Source organism: Nonomuraea sp. KM88 (assembly GCF_052245635.1).
GTDB lineage: Bacteria > Actinomycetota > Actinomycetes > Streptosporangiales > Streptosporangiaceae > Nonomuraea.
In genome coordinates this window covers 165,706-186,801 of sequence record NZ_JBQQCC010000010.1, presented here as the reverse complement: position 1 = coordinate 186,801, position 21,096 = coordinate 165,706, and the positions used below count along the sequence as shown (strand labels likewise).

The 21,096-nt window shown below is 68.8% G+C and carries 21 protein-coding genes and 1 pseudogene; 13 read left to right on the top strand and 9 right to left on the bottom strand.

The features are described from left to right. The first annotated feature begins 254 nt into the window (after positions 1-254). Positions 255-755 carry a hypothetical protein gene (locus ACTWPV_RS28165; RefSeq protein ID WP_443154102.1) on the top strand — a complete coding sequence of 167 codons (501 nt, stop codon included), beginning with the start codon at positions 255-257 and terminating at the stop codon, positions 753-755. Between the two features lie 158 nt (positions 756-913). Further along, the gene (locus tag ACTWPV_RS28160; RefSeq protein ID WP_443154101.1) at positions 914-4,135 is read left to right on the top strand and encodes a S8 family peptidase; all 3,222 of its coding nucleotides are present in this window, start codon (positions 914-916) and stop codon (positions 4,133-4,135) included. Positions 4,136-4,359: 224 nt separating this feature from the next. Here the strand turns inward: ACTWPV_RS28160 and ACTWPV_RS28155 are convergent, their stop codons facing one another. From ACTWPV_RS28155 to ACTWPV_RS28145, 3 genes are read right to left on the bottom strand one after another with little or no spacing between them, the layout of a single operon-like run. Further along, positions 4,360-5,127 (bottom strand): alpha/beta fold hydrolase, encoded by a 768-nt coding sequence (locus tag ACTWPV_RS28155; RefSeq protein ID WP_443154100.1) that lies wholly within the window; start codon positions 5,125-5,127, stop codon positions 4,360-4,362. Next, positions 5,124-5,690 carry a dihydrofolate reductase family protein gene (locus ACTWPV_RS28150; RefSeq protein ID WP_443154099.1) on the bottom strand — a complete coding sequence of 189 codons (567 nt, stop codon included), beginning with the start codon at positions 5,688-5,690 and terminating at the stop codon, positions 5,124-5,126. Before ACTWPV_RS28150 ends, ACTWPV_RS28155 begins: the two co-directional genes overlap by 4 nt. A 56-nt stretch (positions 5,691-5,746) precedes the next feature. Beyond that, positions 5,747-6,415, bottom strand: coding sequence for a helix-turn-helix domain-containing protein (locus tag ACTWPV_RS28145; protein WP_443154098.1), 669 nt, complete (start codon positions 6,413-6,415; stop codon positions 5,747-5,749). Between the two features lie 569 nt (positions 6,416-6,984). Between ACTWPV_RS28145 and ACTWPV_RS28140 the strand changes: the two genes are divergently transcribed. From ACTWPV_RS28140 to ACTWPV_RS28125, 4 genes are read left to right on the top strand one after another with little or no spacing between them, the layout of a single operon-like run. Then, on the top strand, positions 6,985-7,395 hold the full coding sequence (locus ACTWPV_RS28140; RefSeq protein ID WP_443154097.1) for a DUF6069 family protein: 411 nt from the start codon (positions 6,985-6,987) through the stop codon (positions 7,393-7,395). 22 nt (positions 7,396-7,417) lie between these two features. Beyond that, positions 7,418-7,774, top strand: coding sequence for a YciI family protein (locus ACTWPV_RS28135; protein WP_443154096.1), 357 nt, complete (start codon positions 7,418-7,420; stop codon positions 7,772-7,774). 7 nt (positions 7,775-7,781) lie between these two features. Beyond that, on the top strand, positions 7,782-8,984 hold the full coding sequence (locus tag ACTWPV_RS28130) for an RNA polymerase sigma factor (protein ID WP_443154095.1): 1,203 nt from the start codon (positions 7,782-7,784) through the stop codon (positions 8,982-8,984). A gap of 1 nt (position 8,985) precedes the next feature. Further along, positions 8,986-9,483, top strand: a complete 498-nt coding sequence (locus tag ACTWPV_RS28125; RefSeq protein WP_443154094.1) for an SRPBCC domain-containing protein — start codon at positions 8,986-8,988, stop codon at positions 9,481-9,483. Positions 9,484-9,556: 73 nt separating this feature from the next. Here ACTWPV_RS28125 and ACTWPV_RS28120 read toward each other — a convergent pair whose 3' ends face one another. Beyond that, positions 9,557-10,459, bottom strand: coding sequence for an aminoglycoside phosphotransferase family protein (locus ACTWPV_RS28120; protein WP_443154093.1), 903 nt, complete (start codon positions 10,457-10,459; stop codon positions 9,557-9,559). Positions 10,460-10,731: 272 nt separating this feature from the next. On the opposite strand from ACTWPV_RS28120, the gene ACTWPV_RS28115 reads away from it, so the two are divergent. Both ACTWPV_RS28115 and ACTWPV_RS28110 read left to right on the top strand, forming a co-directional pair. Then, on the top strand, positions 10,732-11,982 hold the full coding sequence (locus ACTWPV_RS28115; RefSeq protein ID WP_443154092.1) for a serine hydrolase domain-containing protein: 1,251 nt from the start codon (positions 10,732-10,734) through the stop codon (positions 11,980-11,982). A gap of 287 nt (positions 11,983-12,269) precedes the next feature. Next, a complete protein-coding gene (locus ACTWPV_RS28110) occupies positions 12,270-12,755 on the top strand; it encodes a hypothetical protein (RefSeq protein ID WP_443154091.1) in 486 nt (161 codons plus the stop codon). On the opposite strand, the gene ACTWPV_RS28105 is transcribed toward ACTWPV_RS28110, so the two are convergent. Then, positions 12,752-12,919: a hypothetical protein gene (locus ACTWPV_RS28105; protein ID WP_443154090.1), complete on the bottom strand. Its 168-nt coding sequence runs from the start codon at positions 12,917-12,919 to the stop codon at positions 12,752-12,754. The genes ACTWPV_RS28110 and ACTWPV_RS28105 overlap by 4 nt on opposite strands. A gap of 166 nt (positions 12,920-13,085) precedes the next feature. On the opposite strand from ACTWPV_RS28105, the gene ACTWPV_RS28100 reads away from it, so the two are divergent. After that, on the top strand, positions 13,086-14,069 hold the full coding sequence (locus tag ACTWPV_RS28100) for a hypothetical protein (RefSeq protein WP_443154089.1): 984 nt from the start codon (positions 13,086-13,088) through the stop codon (positions 14,067-14,069). Positions 14,070-14,249: 180 nt separating this feature from the next. On the opposite strand, the gene ACTWPV_RS28095 is transcribed toward ACTWPV_RS28100, so the two are convergent. After that, positions 14,250-14,828: a TetR/AcrR family transcriptional regulator gene (locus ACTWPV_RS28095; RefSeq protein WP_347643854.1), complete on the bottom strand. Its 579-nt coding sequence runs from the start codon at positions 14,826-14,828 to the stop codon at positions 14,250-14,252. A gap of 93 nt (positions 14,829-14,921) precedes the next feature. Here ACTWPV_RS28095 and ACTWPV_RS28090 point away from each other — a divergent pair, with 93 nt between their 5' ends. After that, positions 14,922-16,334, top strand: coding sequence for an MFS transporter (locus tag ACTWPV_RS28090; RefSeq protein WP_443154088.1), 1,413 nt, complete (start codon positions 14,922-14,924; stop codon positions 16,332-16,334). 69 nt (positions 16,335-16,403) lie between these two features. After that, positions 16,404-16,538 (top strand): annotated as a pseudogene (locus tag ACTWPV_RS28085) (MerR family transcriptional regulator); the annotation flags it as partial. Positions 16,539-16,736: 198 nt separating this feature from the next. Here ACTWPV_RS28085 and ACTWPV_RS28080 read toward each other — a convergent pair. Next, entirely contained in the window at positions 16,737-17,264 is a 528-nt protein-coding gene (locus ACTWPV_RS28080) for a carboxymuconolactone decarboxylase family protein (protein WP_443154087.1), read from the bottom strand. 422 nt (positions 17,265-17,686) lie between these two features. Between ACTWPV_RS28080 and ACTWPV_RS28075 the strand changes: the two genes are divergently transcribed. After that, positions 17,687-18,214: a DUF4396 domain-containing protein gene (locus ACTWPV_RS28075; RefSeq protein ID WP_443154086.1), complete on the top strand. Its 528-nt coding sequence runs from the start codon at positions 17,687-17,689 to the stop codon at positions 18,212-18,214. A gap of 461 nt (positions 18,215-18,675) precedes the next feature. Here ACTWPV_RS28075 and ACTWPV_RS28070 read toward each other — a convergent pair whose 3' ends face one another. Then, entirely contained in the window at positions 18,676-19,113 is a 438-nt protein-coding gene (locus tag ACTWPV_RS28070) for a DUF305 domain-containing protein (RefSeq protein ID WP_443154085.1), read from the bottom strand. A 402-nt stretch (positions 19,114-19,515) separates the two neighbouring features. Further along, on the bottom strand, positions 19,516-19,728 hold the full coding sequence (locus tag ACTWPV_RS28065) for a heavy-metal-associated domain-containing protein (protein WP_443154084.1): 213 nt from the start codon (positions 19,726-19,728) through the stop codon (positions 19,516-19,518). A gap of 147 nt (positions 19,729-19,875) precedes the next feature. On the opposite strand from ACTWPV_RS28065, the gene ACTWPV_RS28060 reads away from it, so the two are divergent. Further along, complete coding sequence (locus ACTWPV_RS28060; RefSeq protein WP_443154083.1) at positions 19,876-21,054, top strand: NAD(P)/FAD-dependent oxidoreductase; 1,179 nt, start codon at positions 19,876-19,878, stop codon at positions 21,052-21,054. The last annotated feature ends 42 nt before the right edge of the window (positions 21,055-21,096 follow it).

Sequence of the window (21,096 nt, the reverse complement as noted above, 5' to 3'; positions counted from 1 at the left end):
TGGCGATCTTGAGGGATCGGGGTCACATGGCGACGGCCAGCACCACAGACGACGGCATCCCCCTGACCCTGCCCGAGATCCGCCGGCTGCTCGCCGCCCTGATCGCGACATGTCACTGGAGTACTAGGCGCCTCAGGGGCACCTTCGGACTTCCTAGAAGTTTCGTGATGAAAATGACCTTTTGTGATGTCGAACCTCCGTACGGCCTACGATGAGCACCGTTAAGGATCATGGTGTACCAGAGGGAGTGTTCGGTGGTCGTAGCCAGACAAATCGCCAGGGCCGTCACGGCGGTCGTGATCTCAGGAGTGGTGTCCGTCGCATCTGCGGTCACGGTCAGCCAGCCTGCCCTCGCCGCGGACGGCTGTTCGGGAAAACTGCTCCAGACCCGGAACATGAAGGACAACGGGGGAAGGGTCATCGCCAAGCTTCACCTCTACTGGGACGGCACCCGCAACTGCGCCGTCCTACGGGCCACGTCGGCGTCCGTCGCGACGAAGAAGACCATGTCGGTCACCCTCCTCACGTGCGCGCGCTCCGCCAAGGGCAAGCGGACGTGCGACCCGCGCATCGGACGCGCCTACGACGGCGGCCAGTTCACGTACTACGCGGGTCCGGTCAGGCTCAACGGCGTCAACAAGTGCGTCGCGGCCTCCGGCACGTTCAGGAAGGTCCGCAACCCCGCCATCCGGCCGCCGGAGGCGCATCCGCAGTACACCGTCGCCACGAGTCCGTACGTGGGGCACTGCGGGTGACTCCCTCGCGCCGCGGCGCCCGACCGCCCGGTCACCCGGCTGCGGACGCTCGGGCGCCGTGTCGTACATGCGTCATGACCGATGGCGCCACCCAGGTTGCTTGATCGGGCGAATCCTCCCCTGCTTGACTCCTCATGCCCTATGAGGAGGAAACGACGATGTTAGCCAGAACGCTCGTCGCGGTGGTCGCGCTCGCGATCCCCTTGGCCGCCGTCCCCCCTGCCGTCGCGGACACCCCACCGCCCGACTCGGCCGCCGCCAGGAGCGTGACGCTGATCACCGGAGACCGCGTGACCGTGGACGGTGATCGTGTCGGCTTCGAGGCGGGTCCCGGCAGGAAGAACATCCGGTACGTCACGGAGGGCACCAAGGACGACTGGGCGCTCATCCCGCTGGACGTCGCCGGCGACGTGGCCAGAGGCGTGCTGGATCGCAGCCTGTTCCAGGTTCCCCGGCTGATCGCGGCCGGGCTGGATGACGCCTCGGTCAAGGGGCTGCCGCTGATCGTGCAGTATCGGGACGGGGCCGCGCCCATGGCCTCCTTGGCCGGGGCCCGTACGCTGGCCTCGATCAACGCCGTGGCGGCCACCGCTCCGCGTGAGCGGGCCGTGTGGACGCAGCTCGACCAGGACAGCTCGGTGGCGAAGGTGTGGCTGGACGCGCCCGTCAAGGCCTCGCTCGACCGCAGCGTTCCGCAGATCGGCGCGCCCGAGGCCTGGCAGGCCGGGTTCAGCGGCGAGGGTGTCAAGGTGGCCGTTCTGGACACCGGCGTCGACGACGAACACCCCGACCTCGCCGGCCGGGTGGAGGCCGCCCAGAACTTCACCGACAGCCAGGACGCCGTGGACCGGCACGGCCACGGCACCCATGTCGCCGCCACGATCGCCGGTCAGGGTGCCGCGGGGACGCCCGCGCGCAAGGGCGTCGCGCCCGGAGCCCGGCTGCTCAGCGGCAAGGTGCTGAACGACAGCGGCAGCGGCTACGCCTCCGGCATCATCGCCGGCATGGAGTGGGCCGCCCAGCAGGGCGCCAAGATCGTCAACCTGAGCCTCGGCCACCGGGACGAGCCCGGTCTCGACCCGCTGGAGCAGGCCGTCGAGCACATCTCCGCCGACAGCGGCGTGCTCTTCGTGATCGCCGCGGGCAACGACGGGCCGGGCGCGAGCACGCTCGGCAGCCCGGGCAGCGCCGACTCGGCGCTCACGGTGGGCGCGGTGGACTCCGAGGACGAGCTCGCGAGCTTCTCCAGCCGAGGTCCCCGCGTGGCGGACTTCGCGATCAAACCCGACCTGACCGCCCCCGGCGTGGACATCACCGCCGCCCGGGCCGGCACGACCGGCCACATCGCGTACTCCGGCACGTCGATGGCCGCCCCGCACGTCGCCGGCGCCGCCGCCATCCTGGCCCAGCAGCACCCCGACTGGACGTGGCAGCAGCTCAAGGCGAGCCTGGTCGGCTCGGTCAAGCCAGGTGGGCCGCTCACCGACAACGGCGCCGGTCGGGTGGACGTCGCCAAGGCCGTCAAGCAGAGCGTCGCCGCCGACGCGGGCACGCTGTCCTTCGGGCACCTGCGCTGGCCGTACGAGGACGAACCCATCGAGCGGACCCTCACCTACCGCAACTCCGGCACCGCGCCGGTCACGCTCGACCTCGCCCTTGACGCGCCCGAGGGCGTCTACAGGCTGGGCGCCACGCAGGTGACCGTCCCCGCGAACGACACCGCGGCGGTCACCGTCACCGCGCAGGTGAAGTCGTCCCGCCCCGGCGCCTTCCCCGGTCGCATCACCGCGACGGGCGGCGGCGTCACCATCTCCACCCTGGTCAACCTCTCCACCGAGGCGGAGAGCTACGACCTGCACGTGAAGATGATCGACCAGCTCGGTACGGTCCCCGACCGCCCGGACGACTACATGCCGATGACGCTCATGCCGGAGAGCGGCGGCGACCCCATCAGAATCGGCGTCAACCACGGCGACAGCGAGGGGCCCGTCCGCGTGCCCGCGGGCCGCTACCTGGCCTATGCCGTGCTGCGGACCGCGTTCCCCGACGGTCACGACGAGCTGAGCGTGGTACCGGTCCCCGGTCTGGAGGTCAAGCAGGACCGGGAGCTCGTCTTCGACGCCCGCGACGCGCGGCTGCTGAACGTGGCGACCGACCACGCCGACGCCAGGACGGCGGGAGAGACCTTCACCTTCATCCAGGACCGCCAGGACGGCCGGCAGTGGGGGGCGCGGTTCTCCCTCGACCGCTTCTCGCTGCCGCGGAACGTCTCGCCCGATCCGCTGCGTTTCCGCGTGTCGCCCACCGAGGGGAAGGCGCGCGGGTTCCGCTTCGAGACGTTCACCCAGCTGGCGGCCCTGCGCGCGGACGGCACGTTCACCGACACGCCCTACCAGTACAACCTGCTGCTGCGCAGGGAGGGATCCGTGCCGGGCACGTTGCGGGTGCGTGACCGCGAGCTGGGCACCGTACGAGCGCACCTGGCCACCCTCCGGGCCGACGCCACGGGCGCGTTCGGCGCGGGACCCGTCACCGACGGCCCCGCCGGGTCCTACACCTCGTGGAGCCAGGCGGTCGTGTCGTTGCCGGCCACGCCGACCTGGTACTTCACGCCGGGCGTGCCGTGGGCGCGCTCCATCGAGACCATGCCTACCGGGCGTCTCCACCAGACCGACGAGCACGCCGAGGCCGACTCCTACCGGGCCGGCCGTACCGAGAAGGAGTGGTGGAACACGGGCGTCGTGGGCCCGGCCCTGCCGGGCAACGCCGCCGTGACCAGGAACGACAAGGCCTTCACGATCACGCGCATACCGCTGTGGCACCCGCCCCGTCCCGGCCGCTCCGCCGTGAGCAGCGACTACGGCGGCGGCACCACGACGCTCCTGCGTGACGGCCAGGTCGTGGGAACGGCCGACAAACTGCCCGGTACGGTGACCTTCCCCGTCGAGTCCGGTCCCGGGCGTTTCCAGCTCGTCCTGGACGGCACGGTCAACCCCAAGGCCAGCGAGCTGTCCACCAAGGTCAGGACGGAGTGGTCGTTCACCTCGTCGGGTGCCGGTCCCGTGCCGCTGTTCGTGCTGCGTGCCTATCCCCAGCTCGACCTGGACAACGCGACCAGGCCGGGGGCCCTCGTGCTGCCCCTGCGGCTGGAGCGCATGACCGGGGCGACCCGGCCGCTGTCCCGCGTCGGCGTCGAGGTGTCGCGCGACGGCTCCTCGTGGATCAAGGCCGTGGTCGTGCCTGCCGGCAAGGACACCTGGAAGGCGATCGTCCCGGTCCTTCCGCGACAGGGAGGGTTCGCGTCGCTCCGCCTCACGGCGCGCGACACGGCGGGTAACACGGTCCAGCAGACCGTGGAGCGCGCCTTCCGCGTGCGCTGACGCCCCGTGGCGACGAACGTGGTCTCTCCGGCCGCTTCGTCCTGGCCGAACCGGTGCGCCTCGGCTGCCTGACCAGGCGTTGGGGACGACGTCGTCAGACGGGCATGCTCGCGGGCGTCACCGGGATCCCGTACAGGGCGGTCACCGCCGAATCGCCCGTACCGGTACGAGTCGCCTGTACCGGTACGGGCGGGACCTGGCCGCGCCGCACCCGCCGGCTCCGATCACTGGCGCAGGAACTCCGTGACCATCGGCAGCACCAGGTCGGGCCGGATGACCTGCAGGTGCTTCGTGCCCGGCAGGATCGCGAGTCGCGCGTCCGGCAGCAGCTGCTTCATCTCGACGGCGTGCTCGAGCCGGACGAAGTCGGTGTCGCCGATGATGATCAGGACCGGCATCGTCAGCCGGGCCAGCTGTTCATCGGTCCACCCTTCGAAATCGTGCACCGCCGGCTGGAGCTTCACCACGAACGGGAAGAAGTCCTCCGGCTTCGGCGCCACCTCGTCGTAGGCACGCTTCATCGCCGCGGAGTCCTCCTCGGTCGGCATCCGAGGCGAGTCCAGCTTCAACTCCGTGATCTCGGGGTAATACGCCTCGGATCGTGTCGACCGGACATGCGAGGCCGCCAGCACGACCCGGCCGACGCTGTGCGGGGCCGAGACAGCGACCTCGGTGGAGACCAGCCCGCCCAGGCTGTAGCCGAACAGGTCGGCCCGCTCGACGCCGAGATGATCGAGCAGCGCGATCACGTCCTCGGCGCACTGCCGGATGGAGAACGGCCGGTCACTGTCGGCGGTGTGCCCGTGCCCCTGCAGCTCGACACCGATCACCTTCCGCTCAGCGGTCAACGCCGGCAGCAGCGAGTCGAAGCTCAGACGGAACGTGTACGCGCCGCCGTGCAGCATGATCAGCGGCGGACCGGGCCGATCGGCGCCCAGAACCTCGTAGTAGAGGTCGATACCGTTCACCGAGGCGTACGCACCCTGAGTCATGTCGATTCCCCCGTCCCTGTCCACCGACTCGGCACATAGGTCAGCACCACTGTGCCGTTACCGAGCTCGGTCACCTTCGTCAGATCCATTGCGGTGGCACGCATGCCGGACAGCAGCGACTCACCGGATCCAGCGACGAACGGGGAGATGCTCAGATGCAGCTCGTCGAGCAGACCCGCCTCGACCAGCGCCCGGCTGAACGGGCCGTTGCCATACTTGATCAATGTGCCGTCGCCGGCCTCCTTGAGCCGGGCGACTGCCTCGACCGCATCGCCGGCCAGCACCTCCGCGTTCCACGTGGTGCCGGTCAGCGTGGTGGAGGCGACGTACTTGGGCAAGGAGTTGATCTTGTCTGCGACATCGCCGGTCATGGTCGGCCAGGTTTGGGCGAAGCCCTCATAGGTCGCCCGGCCGAGCACGAGACCGGCCGCCGAGGACAGCAGCCCGAGCTGATAGGCGAAGTGGTCGTCGTTGGGGACGATCTTCGCCTGCCCGGCCCACCAGGCGTCGCCGGACATCCTCCCATCGATCGAGAGGTGGTCGTATTCGATCAGTTTTCGCACGGCCGGGAGTCAACCATCCGGCTTGTCGGTCTGTCTTGTATCGAACCGAACCCGTGTCACAACGCCAGGAACGGCGTACCGGACCTCAACTCGCCCGGAGTCTGACCGGTCGCCCACCGCATCGCCCGCGCGAGCTGCGACTGATCGTAATAGCCGCCGGCGGTGACCACGTCGGCGATCGAGCTCCCCGCCATGAGGAGTTGCGCGGCGTGCCGTGCCTGCTCGATGCTGGCGAGCTTGCGGTGCGAGATCCCGACGGCCCGGCGGAACCGGATCTGCGCGCTCCGTTCGGACATGCCGCGTGGCCGTTCGCCGTGCCGGATCTCGTCGATGAGCGGGTCGAAGGACAGCAGACCTGCGCGCACCAGCCGGTCGACGAAGACGTCGATGTTCTGCACGGTCGGCATCTCCCAGTCCCGGTTGCCCAGCAGGATCCGGCCGCTCGGGAGGATCGGCACCAACGCATCCCTGAGGTCGGTCAGACCGGAGGGCGGGTGAAGCGGCAGACAGGCACCGAGCCGCAATTCCACACCGAAAAACTCCCAGCCGGCCGGGAAAGTCAGCGATGAGCCCTTCGTCTCCGGTCCGCGCACGTGCACCGTCATTCCACGGTCACCTCGCGCAAACGCGATCATGGATGAGGCTTTGACCGCCGAGCTGAAGACAGTCGTGGTGTCACAGCTCGCCGACCACACTCGTTGCACCAGCGGGAGTTCGCCGATCACAGCGTCGAAAATTATCCCCACCCGGCGTGATTCTAGATCTCACACGACACCCGGCCACAACCGGGACCTGGCAGGGCCGGAGCCCACGTCTACACTCAGTCCAAGGACGTGACCAGCCAGAAGACGATCGGCAGCGCCCGGCCGGCGCTGGCAATCGGATGAAAGTGTCCGGCAGAAGTCCGGATATCGCCCTGTCAGATGTCCGACCGACATCACATGATGCAAGTGGAAATCCGGAGCTGCGCTCTTGAAGGCGCTCATTTGGATATCGCGACGAGCACGTAGGCTCGCCTCCCGCAAAAAGATCGTCGCACTACGGGAGCACGACGGTGAATGTGGAAACGAACATCAGCCCGCAGGTGCGAAAGCTCGGATCGGCCAGGCCCTCCCTGTCCACCGTGGATCCGGCCACCCGCGAGCGTGGAAGGGGCAGGTCCTGTCGCCTCGGAGGCGGTCGGATGAAGACTTCTTCCGAATTTCTCTGCGGACGTGTCGAGTGGCGTCGAGCCCGTTCGTAGCCAGGGTGAGAGGCCGGCGACGGGCCGGTCACCACTCACCGGAGGTCCGCAATGTCCATCATCACCGCTACCACCGCCACCACCGCTACCGCCAAGCGGCTGATCATCGGCGGTCTGACCGCCTCCCTCGTGGCCGGCGCGGCGACCGCGGCCGTCGCCGCGGCGGGCGAGGCCGCCGGGATCAGCCTCGTCGTCAACGGCGCGCCGATCCCCGCATCCGGCTTCGCGGTGCTGACCGTCGTCTTCTCCCTGGCAGGCCTGGTGCTGGCCGTGGCGCTGGCCCGCTGGGCCCGGCGGGCGCGTACGGCGTTCGTCCGTGCCACGCTGGTGCTGACCGCGCTGTCCCTGGTACCGGATGTGCTCGTCGGCGCGTCGGTGGCCACGAAGGTGCTGCTGATGGTGACGCACGTGGTCGCCGCCGCGATCGTGATCCCCGCCATCGCCCGCCGCCTGTCCGCCTGATCCTGGTTCAAGGAGTTCGACCGTGAAGAAGTACCTGCTGGCCGTCCAGTTCGACGAGAGCACGTCATGGCCGTCCGATGCGGAGCTGCAGGAGCAGCAGGCCCGGACGGCCAAGGTCACCGCTGACATGCAGGCGGCTGGTTGCTGGGTGTTCGTGGGTGGCCTGGTGGGCTCGCACGCCACCACCGTCGTACGCCCTGGCAACGGCACGACCACGATGACCGACGGCCCGTTCGCCGAGACCAAGGAACAGCTCGGCGGTTTCTGGGTGATCCAGTGCGACGACCTGGACCAGGCGCTGGCCTGGGGCGAGAGGTGCGCACTGGCTTGCGGGGCCCCGATCGAGGTGCGCCCGTTCGAAGACGCGCAGTGGAAGTGAGCAGGCGATGGACGCGGTGGATCTGGACGTCGTCTACCGGGCCGAGTACGGCCGGTGCGTGGCCACGCTGACGCGCCAGCTGGGGGACATCGGCCTGGCCGAGGAGTTCGTGCAGGACGCCTTCGCGGTGGCCGTCCAGAAGTGGGGCGAGGCGCCGCCGCCCAATCCCGGCGCATGGATCGTGACCACCGCCCGCAACCGGGCGATCGACCGCCTGCGCCGTGAATCCACCCGCGAAGCGCGCCACGCCCAGGCACTGCTGCTGCACCAGCCCGGCGAACCCCAGGAGGTGGGACCGGTGCGCGACGACCAGCTCCGCATGATCTTCACCTGCTGCCACCCGGCGCTGTCGCCGCTCGCGCAGACCGCGCTCACCCTGCGCCTGCTCGGCGGCCTGGAGGTGGCCGAGATCGCGCGCGCCTACCTTGTTCCGGAGGCGACCGTCTTCCAGCGGATCGTCCGGGCCAAGAAGAAGATCCGCGACGCCGGCATCCCCTACCGGGTGCCCGGCGCCGCCGAGCTCCCCGACCGGCTGGCGCCGGTTCTCACCGTGCTCTACCTGGTCTTCAACGAGGGATACACCGCCACGGCGGGGGAGCTCCTGCGCACCGACCTGAGCCTGGAAGCGATCCGCCTGGCCAGGGAACTGGCCGAGCTGATGCCCGACGAGCCGGAGGTGATCGGCCTGCTGGCGCTGCTGCTGCTCACCGAAGCCCGCCGGCCCGCCCGGCTGGGGCCGGCCGGTGAGCTGGTGGTGCTGGCCGAGCAGGACCGCTCGCTGTGGAACCGGGAGCTGATCGCCGAAGGACACGAGCTGGTACGCCGCTGCCTGCGCCGCGACCAGCCGGGACCGTACCAGCTGCAGGCCGCGATCAACGCCGTGCACACCGACGGGCCGGCCACCGACTGGGCGCAGGTGCTGGCCCTGTACGACCAGCTGCTGCGGCAGTCCCCGACCCCGATCGTGGCACTCAACCGAGCGGTCGCCGTCGCCGAGGTGCACGGACCGGCGCAGGCGCTGGCCGCCATCGACGAGTTGGACCTGCCGGGCTACCACCTGCTGCCCGCCACCCGCGCCGACCTGCTGGCCCGCCTGGGCCGCACCGCCGAGGCCGTCGCCGCCTACGACCAGGCGATCACCTGGGCTGCCAACGACACCGAACGAACCTTCCTGCGGACCCGGCGGGCACGCATGGAGCAGGAGGCCTGAGATGACACGGAGCGTGCACATCATGAACCAGGAGAACGTGAACGCCACCTTGACCGTCGCCGTGCCCGCCGCGAGGGTGTTCGCGGTGCTGGCGGACCCGGCGAGCCACGCCGCGATCGACGGCACCGGCTGGGTGCAGCAAGCCGTCAACCAGGCGCCGCTGACCGAGGTGGGGCAGATCTTCCGGATGGACATGCATCACGCCGACCATCCGGACGGTGACTACCAGGTGGTCAACAAGGTCCAGGTGCTCGACCCGCCGCGCGCCATCGGCTGGCTGACGGGCTATGACAAGGGCGACGGTCAGCTGGAGTTCGGCGGCTGGATCTGGCGGTACGACCTCACGCCGCTCGGTCCGTCCAAGACCGAGGTCACGCTCACCTACGACTGGTCGGCGGTGCCCGACTCCGTCCGGGCATACCTCCGGTTCCCGCCGTTCGGCCCCGACCATCTCATCAACTCGCTGCGCCACCTGGCCGAGCTCGTCCCCGGCAGGTGACGTCGTCCGTCTCTTCGCAGCACATCAACTGGATTCGAGGAGAACATCATGACCGCCACCCCGGCAGACGGCCTCAAACGCCCGCCAGAACACGATCAAGTGCCGCCCGGCCCGCAGGCCCCCAGTGCGGCTTGCCGCCGGGAAGGCCCCGATCTCCGTTCTGTCCCATGAGCATCAGGAAGAGGCTCTTCATAGCGGCCAGCCCGCGGGCGCGCCGGATCGTCGCCTCGTCCGCGTGCCCGTACGCGTCGAAGAACCGGGCAGCCGCGCCCGCGGGGAGCAGCACCCACGCGGCGCCGAGGTCCCACGCGGGATCGCCGGCGAACAAGGCACCGAAATCGATCACACCCGAGAGCGTTCCGTCCGAGACGACGACATTCGCGGGATGGAGGTCGCCGTGCACCCACACCGGCGGGCCCTCCCACTCGGGGGCCGCGACGGCATCGGCCCAGACGGCCCGGACGGCGCGGACATCGCCGACGGCGTCGGGGTCAATGGCCTGCAAGAACTGCTCGAAGCCGCCCGTACACCTCTTGGGGTGAGCGCCGAAGTCCGAACTGGCCGGGGCCTCGGCGGGCGCCTCCACATGGAGCGCCCCGAGGAAGCCCGCCAGCGTGTCGGCCGCGTGGGCGCCGCGGCTGATCAAGCCGTGGTCCAGCGGCTCGCCGGGAACCCATGTCATCACGGTCCAGTGCTTGGGGAAGCGTCCGGACGGTTCGCCGAACCGCACCGGGGTCGGCACCGGGAGCGGCAGGCGCGGGGCCAGCACGGGCAGCCACCGCCGCTCCTTGAGCTGGAGCTCCGGGGTGGGGTCCATGCGCTGCATGCGCACGGCCAACTCGTCCCCGAGGCGCCATATCTGGTTGCCCCAGCCACCCTCCACCTCACGGATGGCCAGCCCGGCAAGATCTGGATGTTGCTCCCGAAGCAGGTCGCGGACCAGGTCTGCGGTGATCTCGATCTCGGTGTCGGTCATGCGAAGTCACAGTACTGCGCTGCTCTGCCCGAACCGGCAGTGCAAGGTGGTCCAGCCCGCAGCACCGCCTGGACCGCGAGCGACCCACCCCCTGATGGCCGAGGCCGGGTCCGTCAAGCCTTCTTCCTGATCAGGCCCAGGAGGCGCCGGCCCAGCGCCCGGCTTGACCGCCGACGGCCACACCGACTTGGTGTGAGAACTGACTTCTGTCATGCGGGACCAGTGATACAGAACACTGACCTCCGCCGAGCGGAGGGCTCATGCTGAGCGCCATGACCACTCGTCGATTCGGCACACTCGCCTCGCGGCTGGGAGCCGCGACCCTGGCCGCCGCGTTGCTCGCGGCGGCACCCGCGGCCGTCGCCGAGGACGGCGGCCTCGACCGGCAGCGGCTGCGCCAGACGCTGGACGCCGTGCACGAGGCCGGCATGTACGGCACCTCTTCGAACGTCGTGGACGGCCGGCGGAGCTGGAAGGGCGCCGCGGGCGTCGCCGACGTCGGGACCCGCCGCCCGATGCGTCCCGAGATGGTGCACCGGGCCGGGAGCATCACCAAGTCGTTCGTCACCGTGGCGGTGCTACAGCAGGTCGGCAAGGGCACGATCGAGCTCGACGCCCCCATCGGCCGCTACCTGCCGAATCTGCTCCCGGGTGAGCGCGGGCAGCAGATCACCGTACGCATGCTGCTCAACCACACCAGCCACATCGCCAACCACACCGAGGTGCTCTTCCCGACGATCGAGAGCCTGGACGCCAACCGCTTCCGCGCCTTCCCGCCGGAGGAGCTGGCGCGGGCAGGGCTCGGCGCCCCAGCGACCGGGCAGCCGGGGGTGACACCCGGGTCGTACTCGAACACGAACTTCGTCATCGCCGGCCTGCTGCTGGAGAAGGTGACGGGCACGAGTGCCGAGCGGTACATCACCGACCAGGTCTTCAGGAAGGCCGGGCTGCGGCACACGTCGTTCCCGCGTACGCCGTACCTGCCTGGGCCGAGCTCCAAGGCGTACGAGGCGCTGTTCGGCTACTTCGACCCGCCCAAGGACTACAGCGTCTACAACATGTCCTGGGCCTGGACGTCGGGTGCGGTCGCCTCGACGATGGAGGACCTCAATCGCTTCTTCCGGCTGCTGCTGCGCGGAGAGCTGCTCGACGCGACTCTGCTCGCCGAGATGCAGAAGACCGTGCCCATCCGGTCGTTGTCGGGCGCCGCGGTCGACTACGGTCTCGGGATCTTCCCTCTCGACCTGCCGTGCGGCAGGTTCTGGGGGCACGACGGGAGCGTCCCCGGCATGCAGACCTTCGCGTTCTCCGACGCCGGCGGCGGCCACCAGTTCGCCTTCGGCATCAACCTGAGGAACTACCAGCAGCTCGACGAGAACGGTAGTCCTGTCACGCACGCCATCGACTTCGCGATCGGGAACCACTTGCTGGAGGCGGCGTGCGGGCCTGACGCGGGGGCGGCGACCAGGGCGGCACTGCCGCTCCCGGCGATCGGCGTGGACGGGGGCACGGCCACACCGTGACCGGCGGCGCGGGCGGGTCACCGATCGGCGGCCCGCCACAGCACCGCCGCCCTACCCCGGACGTTGAGCTCTCTCGCCGGCGAGGTAGGCGACACCCGGCTGGCCATCGGCGAGCCGGCACAGCGGTTCGGCCTGGCCACGCACGTTGTGCGGCACCGGGGTGGCATCAAGGTAGCTTTACCGGCCGCCTGTGCGTACTTATGCATGGCTACGGACGCGTGGACGCTCTTACAGTCCGGTCACGACTTGCCGACAGGCAAGCTGCCATCCAGGACGGGGAGATCATCATGGCACGTTCCAAGTGCGCAGTTGTCATCGGGCTCAGCCCGGCCCTCCTCATCCCCCTGTTCCTCACAACCGCGCTAGCGACGCCGGCGCAGGCAGCCGTCTGTGACGGCAGCCGGAGGATGTCCGAGCGGATCGCCGCCAGCGGGAACTTCTTCGAGGCCGACATTGCCTTCGGCATCCCTGGCGGGAAGGTCGTCCTCCGAGTCGGCGGGCCTTGCGCATGGGGGCTCATCGAAAGCCCCTTGCCGTGGATGCGTACGGGCTGGGTATGGCTGGAGCGCAAACAGCCCGGATCGTCGACCGTCGACAGGCTCGGCGAGCGCGAGCTGGGAGGTACGAAGTCTCGCACGCACACCGGCGCCTACACCCGGGCCGGCTACTACGTTCGTGCCTGCGGCGCGGTGCTGGACAACCGCCCGTCCAAGAACCTCGGCTACGTACCGGAACGCTTCGCCGACTGCACCAAGTGGTCGTTGTACATCTAGAGGTGCCCCGCCACGGGCAGCGAGGCGTCCAGACCACACATCTGCAGCACGCCAGGGCCCATCTCGTACGGACGGTCCAGCGGGCCGAAGGCACGCAGTACGGCGCTCAGCCCGAGGGGTTTCCCAGAAAGATCTTCTCCCCACCGCCGCAGCAGGCGTGCCACGGCGACGCACCGGCTCGCCCAGTGATCATGTAGCTGCGGCGGTCGTGAGCGGGCAGCCGAAGACCGCCATCGAGATGAACCGGAACCTGATCCGGCTGTCGCCGTATCACAACCACCCGCAACGAACTCTTGTCTCTACTGAGTCCCGACGACAGTGGGAGAGGGCATGTTCTCGGCGTCCAACTACGCGGCACAGCGGTACGAGAGCGAAGCGGGTAAGGAGCACCTCGAGGCACTTCAGGTGCTGGTCCACCTCGCAGGACTGGAGGAGGAGGACGAGTTCATCACCGCCGTGCTGAACGGCGTCACCTACAACGGGCCGGAGGGAAACCTCGCCTCCGACATGGAGAGCATTCGCACGGCGCTGGCGGAGGCCTCGGCCATCTACAGGCTGGGTGACCCGTGGCGGGATCATCTCAAGGAGTTCGCCGTGCACCTGGGCGAGGACGACTACTTCAGCGCGGAGAAGTTCTACAAAGCCCGCTCGTTCTCCCCCGACCACACGGAGGTCGTCGGCGGGCGCTCTCTGCAATTCGCCACTCCGATGGTGCTTGCCCATCCGCCGATCGTCGAGGTGAATCAGCACCTCAGGGGCGCTCTCGCCGGATACGCCTTCCAGCCCCCGACGATCTGGATACGTTTCGGTCTGTTCAAGGTTCTCACGGCGCTCAAGGCCGACGGGGACAATACGGACGCGACGAAGGCCGGCGTCCTGCAGTTCGTCACAAGCAGCCGGGTCGCCGAGTATGACGGGCTAAAAGTCGACTACTCGTTCGAGCGGTCCTTGGACACCAGCCAGCCGCCCTGGTACAAGGGCCAGACCGACGATATCCCGCCCGGCGAGCCGGTGGTCCTCATCCGCGACGACTCCCCGACATGGGCAGTGCCGACCAAGTGGCAGAAGGGCCAGGATCTTCGTAGCGTCACGATCACCGACACCTTCGAGACGTACTTAGCCGTACAAGTAGGTCCCCATGCCTTCACGACGCTTTTCACCTGCGAATGGACGTTCCACGCCAAGTACGACATGCAAAAGCCCAGTGAGGGCAGCGCGGAGTACAGCATCACGGCTCAGAAGATCGAGACCCGCGACATCAAGGTGACCGGGCTACCGCTGGCGCACAACGTCGAGGCGAAGGTCGTGAGCTGAGGCGACCCGCACCTCACTGTTAAGCGGGGGGGTGAACGGGCGCGGTCCGGGATGACGGACCGCGCCCGAGCCTCAGGAGTCCACTGCGGCGTGGAAATCCTGGACTCGGTCACGACGACGGCGAAGCCGCAGCCGCGGGCCAGCCCCAAGAAGGCGGCTCTGCATTTCCGGACAGTGCTTCTAGCCGGTCAGCACCGATTGAACGGACTTCGTCACCATGTCACCGGCGTCGTGTGAGGGCAGGCGTCCCACGCGTACCTCGCTCGCCGCCCCGTGCAGGATGTAGTGGACGAGGCTCACCAGCCAGGTGGTGGGAAGATCGGCGCGGAAGACGCCTTGTTCCTGGCCGCGGCGGATGAGTTCGGCCATGCGTCGAGCGGGTTCGGCGTGCAGTTCGCGGACCCGGCCTGCGGGGAGGACTGTCTCGGCGGCGGTAAGCAGCGCCGCGGACTCGGCCACGATCTCCCAGCTCGACGCCAGTAGGCGGGTCATGGCTTCGTGGGCGTCCCCCGTCAGGTCGAGGGACGACAGGGTTTCGTCGCCGGCTCGCAGGGCGTCCATGAGTGCGGCTTCGACCAGGTCTGCCCGAGTGCGAAAGTGCCCGTACAGGGTCATCCGCCCGACACCTGCGGCCTGCGCGATGTCGTCCGTGGTCGTGTTCGGATCCGAACTCAGCAATGCGCGCGCTGTGGACACGATGCGGGCGATGTTGCGCTCGGCATCGGCGCGGCGCCTGGAGCGCGCGGAGGGTGCAGCCATTCCACCAGTCTAACTCGTATGTGCATATACAGGTTATAGTGTCGACTAGATCTCGTACACGAGAGTACGAGTTATGTGCATGGAGGAGAACTGATGGCCCAACCAGAAGTACGGCAGGTCTCACCCCAGGAGCCGCATCCGGCCCGGTGGCACATCCTTGGTTTCCTCGGGGTGGCCCAGCTCATGCTGATCCTCGACGTCACCGTCGTGGCCATAGCACTGCCCCACATCGGGACGGACCTCGAACTCGGCCGCGAGGCGCTGACCTGGACGGTCAGCGCCTACACGCTCACCTTCGGCGGACTGATGCTGCTCGGCGGACGGATCACGGACCTCGTAGGAGCCAAGCCGGTCGTGCTCGCCGGACTGCTTCTGTTCGCCGTCGCATCGCTGGTCACCGGGCTGGCCGGGTCCGCGGGCATGCTGGTGGGCGGTCGCGTGGCGCAGGGCGTCGGGGCGGCGCTCCTGTCGCCCTCCGCCTTGTCGCTGGTGGTGGCGCTGTTCGACGGAGAGGAGCGGAACAAGGCTCTGGGCGTCTGGTCCGCGCTGGGCGGCGGTGGCGCCGCCCTCGGTGTCCTCCTCGGCGGCCTGCTCACCGCAGGCCCAGGATGGTCATGGGTCTTCTATGTCAACGTGCCCATCGGGCTCGTGATCGCCGCAGTGCTCGCCGCTCTGCTGCCGGCCCGGCCGGCCACGTCCGCCGACCGGCCAAGGCTCGACGCCCTCGGCGCGATTCTGGTGACGTCCTCCTCCGCGTCGTTGATCTACGCCCTCATCGCCGCAGGCGAGCGGGGCTGGCTCAGCGCGCTCACCGGATGGCTCGTCCTGGCGGCCGCCGTGGGCTATGTGCTGTTCGTGCTCTGGCAGCGGCGGGCCCGGTCACCCCTGATGGACGTCCGGATGCTGGCCAGGCGGCCTGTGGCGACCGGCGCTTTCCTCATCCTGATGGCAACGGCGCTGATGATCGCCGTGTTCTTCCTGGGCACCTTCTACTTCCAGCACGCTGTCGGATACGGCGCCTTGCAGGCAGGGCTGCTGTTCCTGCCGGTGGCGCTGGCGACGATGCTCGGCGCCAATCTGACCGGACGCATGCTCGGCCGATGGGGTGGACGCCGGCTGGCCGTCGCGGGCCTGACGGTCGCGGCGATCGGCCTGGCCGTACCGGCGGTGTCGATGAACACGGTCAGCGTCGTGCTCGGCGTGGCCGTCGCGGCGGCGGGCACCGGCGCGATGTTCGTCATCGCCTCAGCGACCGCGCTCGGGCAGGTGGCGCCCCATGAAGCCGGGATCGCCTCCGGCATCGTGAGCACCTTCCACGAGTTCGGCGCCTCCATCGGAGCCGCGGTCGTGTCGAGCGTCGCAGCCGCGAGCCTGGTCGGGACCACGCTGAGCGGCTTCACCAACGGGTTCATCGTGGCGGCCGCCGCAGCGGCGGTCGGCGCCGTCGCCGCCGCGCTGTTGACACCCGGCCGCACGAACCGGCAGAACCAACCTCATCAGTCCTGAGCCATCCGTGGTGCGGGGGATGACGAAGGGCATTGCACGCATCACGGCACCAGAGCCCGGTCAAGACTGGTGATCCATCCGGGATCGCTGCTCGCCCCCGCCCGCGCCGAGGGTGGCCGGCGCCGCTACAGCCGCATCGATTTGTACCGAATCGCGGTGGTCCTCCGCGCCAGGGAAGCGGGCATCGCTTGGGAGGACCTCCGCGAGATGTTCACCGCCCCGGAGCCCACCGCCCGCCGCGAGATCCTCCATCGCCACCGCCGGAGCCTGGTTCGGGCGCGTCGCCCGGGCCCAAGCGTCGCCAGAACGCATCGACTGCGCGTTGACCTGCGACCACGAGGACTTCGCCAGTTACGCGGACTTCCAGGCGATGCTGACCGCCCCGCGTCGCGCAGGCCGCCCCTAGGCTTCCGGCGCCGCGGGTTCGAGCCCGGCGAGGAGGTTGAACGTGCCGGTGAGCTGGTTCAGGGCGACCAATCCCGGGATCTCGGCGATGATCCTGTCACTCCAGCCATGTGCGCGCAGCTCCGCCACATCGTCGTCGCCGATGGAGGACGGCTCGGCCAGAATACGGACCGCCATCGCGATGAGGGCCGCCTCGCGCGTGTCCGTGGCCGATCCCTGACGAGCGAGTGCGATGTCGCTCTCGCTCAGCCCTGCCGCACGTGCCGCCTCCGTGTGTGCTTCCAGGCAGTAGGCGCAGCCGATCCACTCCTGCACGGCGAGCGAGATCTTCTCGCTGAGAGCACGAGGCAACTTGACGCGCTTCATGGCACGGGACAGCTCCAGGTAGCCCTGCAACAGGGCCGGCGAATGAGCCATGGTGGCGACCATGGCTCCCACACCGCCCCTCCTGACGACGATGTCCTCCAGGAGCTCACGGGATTTCCCGGGTGCTTCGGCGGGCTCCAGCGCGGTAAGGCGTCGCATACGATCTCCTTAGCTCCATTTATACCCCCTAAGGGTATATCGACGAGAGGCATTCCCGCCACCTCACCGAGCCCTCCCCAGTCCTGCCCCTGTTCCGCGACGCCTCGAAGCCCACACGACTTCCCCGCACGCTTTCACACTCACTACCGCGGCCAGGCACACAGTCCACTCCCGCCCCGCCCGCTTCTGTGCGCACCTATGCGGTAGCCCTTCGGACCCGCACCACTTCACGACACCCTGCCGCTTCGCCGCAGCCAGTCACACGCCGGCCCAGCCGCAACTCTCCCAGTCCAGGTTTCGCCGCGGAGATGCCGTGCCACGCCAGCATGCAGCCCTCTCCGCCAGTCTCACTTGCCACATACCCAAGGGGGGTATAGCTTCGGGATGAATGACCTCTAACCCATACCGTTGAGGAGGGGCCGATGGCTGAGCAGAACCCGCCCACGCAGGACCAGCGCGCCGTGCATGCCCAACACCACCCCACCCAGGGAACGCACCAGGGACACACGGGCAAGGCGTCATGGTCGATGGCCGCCTCAGCCACGTTGCACTGCCTAACCGGGTGCGCCATCGGCGAGGTGCTGGGGCTGGTCATCGCAACCTGGCTAGGCTGGAGCACCGCTCCCTCCATCGCCCTGGCCGTGGTGCTGGCCTTCTTCTTCGGCTACCTGCTCACCTTGCTGCCGCTGCGCCGGGCCGGCGTGAGCTGGCGCGCTGCGATCAAGCTAGCGCTGGCCGCCGACACCGCGTCGATCCTCGTGATGGAGATCGTGGACAACGGCGTGATGCTCGCCGTCCCCGGCGCCATGGACGCCACGTTGACCTCCGGCCTGTTCTGGGGAGCCCTCGCCTTCGCGTTGCTGGTGGCCTTCCTGGTCACCACCCCGATCAACAAGTGGATCATCGGCCGGGGCAAGGGCCACGCAGTCGTACACGCCTATCACCACTGATCTCGATCCGCGGCGGGCCGCGCAGGCCACTGCGGCCGGAGCGCCCCGTCAGGTGGGCGGCCGGTCTGCTGAGCGCTCGCGCTGCGCACGCCAGTCGCCCGTGCCGCCCCGTTCGAGCAGGCGATGGCCTTTGAAGGCGCGCACGTGGAAGCCGAGGTCGCGATGAACGCTGATACGGGTTAAGCGGCTCGGCGCCGACGGTCTGCTACTGCTCAACGTGGTCACCGTCATCTCCGCCCTTGGCGGGGCCGGGCGGTCGGTGCAGGGCCAGGCTTGCCCGCATCCAGACGCACCTCTCCTCATGCGGGAGGCGCTCGCGGCCAGCGGCAACCAGGCGGTCACGCTGGTCCACTTCCCGGACGTCCCAATGCGGACGGACATCACGCCACCAGGCGCTCCTATCGGCGTCACCCGACCTCGCGGGACATGACCCGTCCGGGCGTCCATCGCGCTCGGACGGGTCATGAAATCAGAGCCGGTCGAGGATCTTCTGCAGTTCCTCCACCTCGGCCTGCTGCGTGGTCTCTATGGTTGCCGCCAACTCTCTGGCCTGCGGGTTCGACCCACCGGCCTGCTGGGTGCGGGCCATCTCGATCGCACCCTTGTGGTGGGCGATCATCTGCTGCGCGAACAGCTTGTCGAAGTCCGTGCCCTTGGCCGCCTTGCTTGGTCATCTCCTTCTCGGACATGACGCCGGGCATGTCGTGTCCCATGCCGCCCTCCAGCGCGGCCTTGCCCCACCCCGTCAGCCAGCCCTTCATGGTGCGAATCTCCGGATCCTGGGCAGCCTTGATCTTGACCGCGAGCTCCTTGATCTCCGGATCGGCTGCACGCGCCGGTGCGAGATCGGCCATCTCGACGGCCTGCTCGTGGTGCGGAATCATCATCTGCGCGAACATGACATCCGCGTCGTTGCTTGTCCGCACTTGTCATCGGCTTATATGCGCAACATCGAGAGACTTGCCAGACGTTGAGACGTGAGCTTCGGCGGAGGCCGGGCGCCATGCCTGATGGAGGATCGTGTCAAGCCCTTGGCGCTGCTCCGTCGGCCCGCTTTCGTCCAGGCGGCCATCAGCAGCAGGACCACGAACGACACGAGCACGGCCAGGCAGACGTCCGTGGGGTCGAACCCGGGCATCTCAGGGGCGGGAACGAAGGCATGTCACGGCACTTGCCGGTGTACTAGTGCGGCTCGTAGCACCTGCCAGGAGCCGGCCGGGTGCCGGCACACACAGATGCACGACACCCGGCCGTCAGCCGTTCACCGCGGCTCTCCCGCCAGAGCCCTCTTCGAGGCCCGGTCAGGCGGAGACCAGCTCGTAGCCCGCTTCTTCTACGGCATCGCGCACAAGAGTTTCCTCGATCGGCTCGTTCCCCGTCACGGTTACCTGGCCGGTGGCCAGGTCGACATCGACCGCAGTGACACCGGCGATCTTGCCGACTTCGGCCTTCACGGTGCCCACACAGTGGCCACAGGTCATCCCACTTACGGTGTAGGTCGCATTGCTCATCATGACTCCCCTCGACAAATACCCCTATTAGGTATACGGGCGAGTTGACCATACGGCAGCGCAGCTTCTCTGACAACCGTAACCCCCTATGGGTATATGAGATCTAAATCACGTTCACACATATACCCCTTAGGGGTATGGTCGTCCCTCATGAGAGAGCTCAACTCCATCGCCATCGTCGGAGCTTCGCTGGCTGGCTTTCGTGCGTTTCAGGCTCTGCGACGTGAGGGCTTCGACGGCACGATCACCCTGGTAGGGGCTGAGAAGCACCTTCCCTACAATCGTCCCCCGCTGTCCAAGAGCATGCTCAGGGGCGATGACGAGGTCACTCTCCCAGGCGCCGAGGAGCTCGGCAACCGCTGGCTACAGGGCCGCCATGCCGTACGGCTGGCCCCGTCTCAGCGCCGGCTCATCCTGGACGATGCCTCGGAAATTCGCTACGACGGCCTGGTCATCGCCACCGGCGCCCGCCCACGCCACCTGCCGGACACCCCCGACGGCGTGTACACCCTGCGCACCGTCGAGGATTCCCTGGCGCTGCGCGCCGAACTGGCCGCAGGACCCGGCGACGTCGTCGTGATCGGCGGTGGCTTCATCGGAGGAGAGGTCGCCTCGACCGCTCGAGCCCTCGGGCTCGGCGTCACCCTCGTGGACACGTCGCCGCACCCGATGGAGAAGGTCGTCGGCGCCGAGACCGCACGCTGGCTGGCCGCCCATCACCGGGACAACGGCGTCGAACTCGTCACCGAGACCCGCGTGACCGGCTTCGACCGGAACGGCAGGGTAACGGGCGTGCGATTGAGCGACGGCCGGACGCTGCCCGCCGACCTGGTCATCGCGGGCATGGGCGTCGTCCCGAACACCGACTGGCTGGAAGGCAGCGGGCTGACGCTGAGCGACGGGGTGGTCTGCGACGAGCGCCTGTTCGCGTCGGGAGCGGAGGACGTGGTCGCCGCGGGTGACGTGGCACGCTGGCCGCACAGCCTGTACGGCGGCGCCATGGTACGCGTCGAACACTGGTCGAACGCCAACGACCAGGGCGCCGCCGCGGCGCTCAACCTGCTGGCCGGTCCGGACAACGCCAAGCCCTTCGCCGACCTGCCGTCCTTCGCCACCCACGTGCACGGCGCCCGCATCCAGACGGCCGGCCTGCCGCACCTGGCGGACGAGACCCGCGTCGTGACCGGCGACCCGCGCGAGGGGCGGTTCGCCGTCGCCTTCGCCAAGGACGGCGCTCTGGTAGGCGCCGTCGCGGTGAACGCGCCCAAGGACCTGATCCGCGTCAAACGCGCCATCCTGGCGGGCGATCGCCTGGCTTCCCTGGTGTGACGAGAAGACACGCTGAGGCCACGCTTCTACGATCGCCGGTAG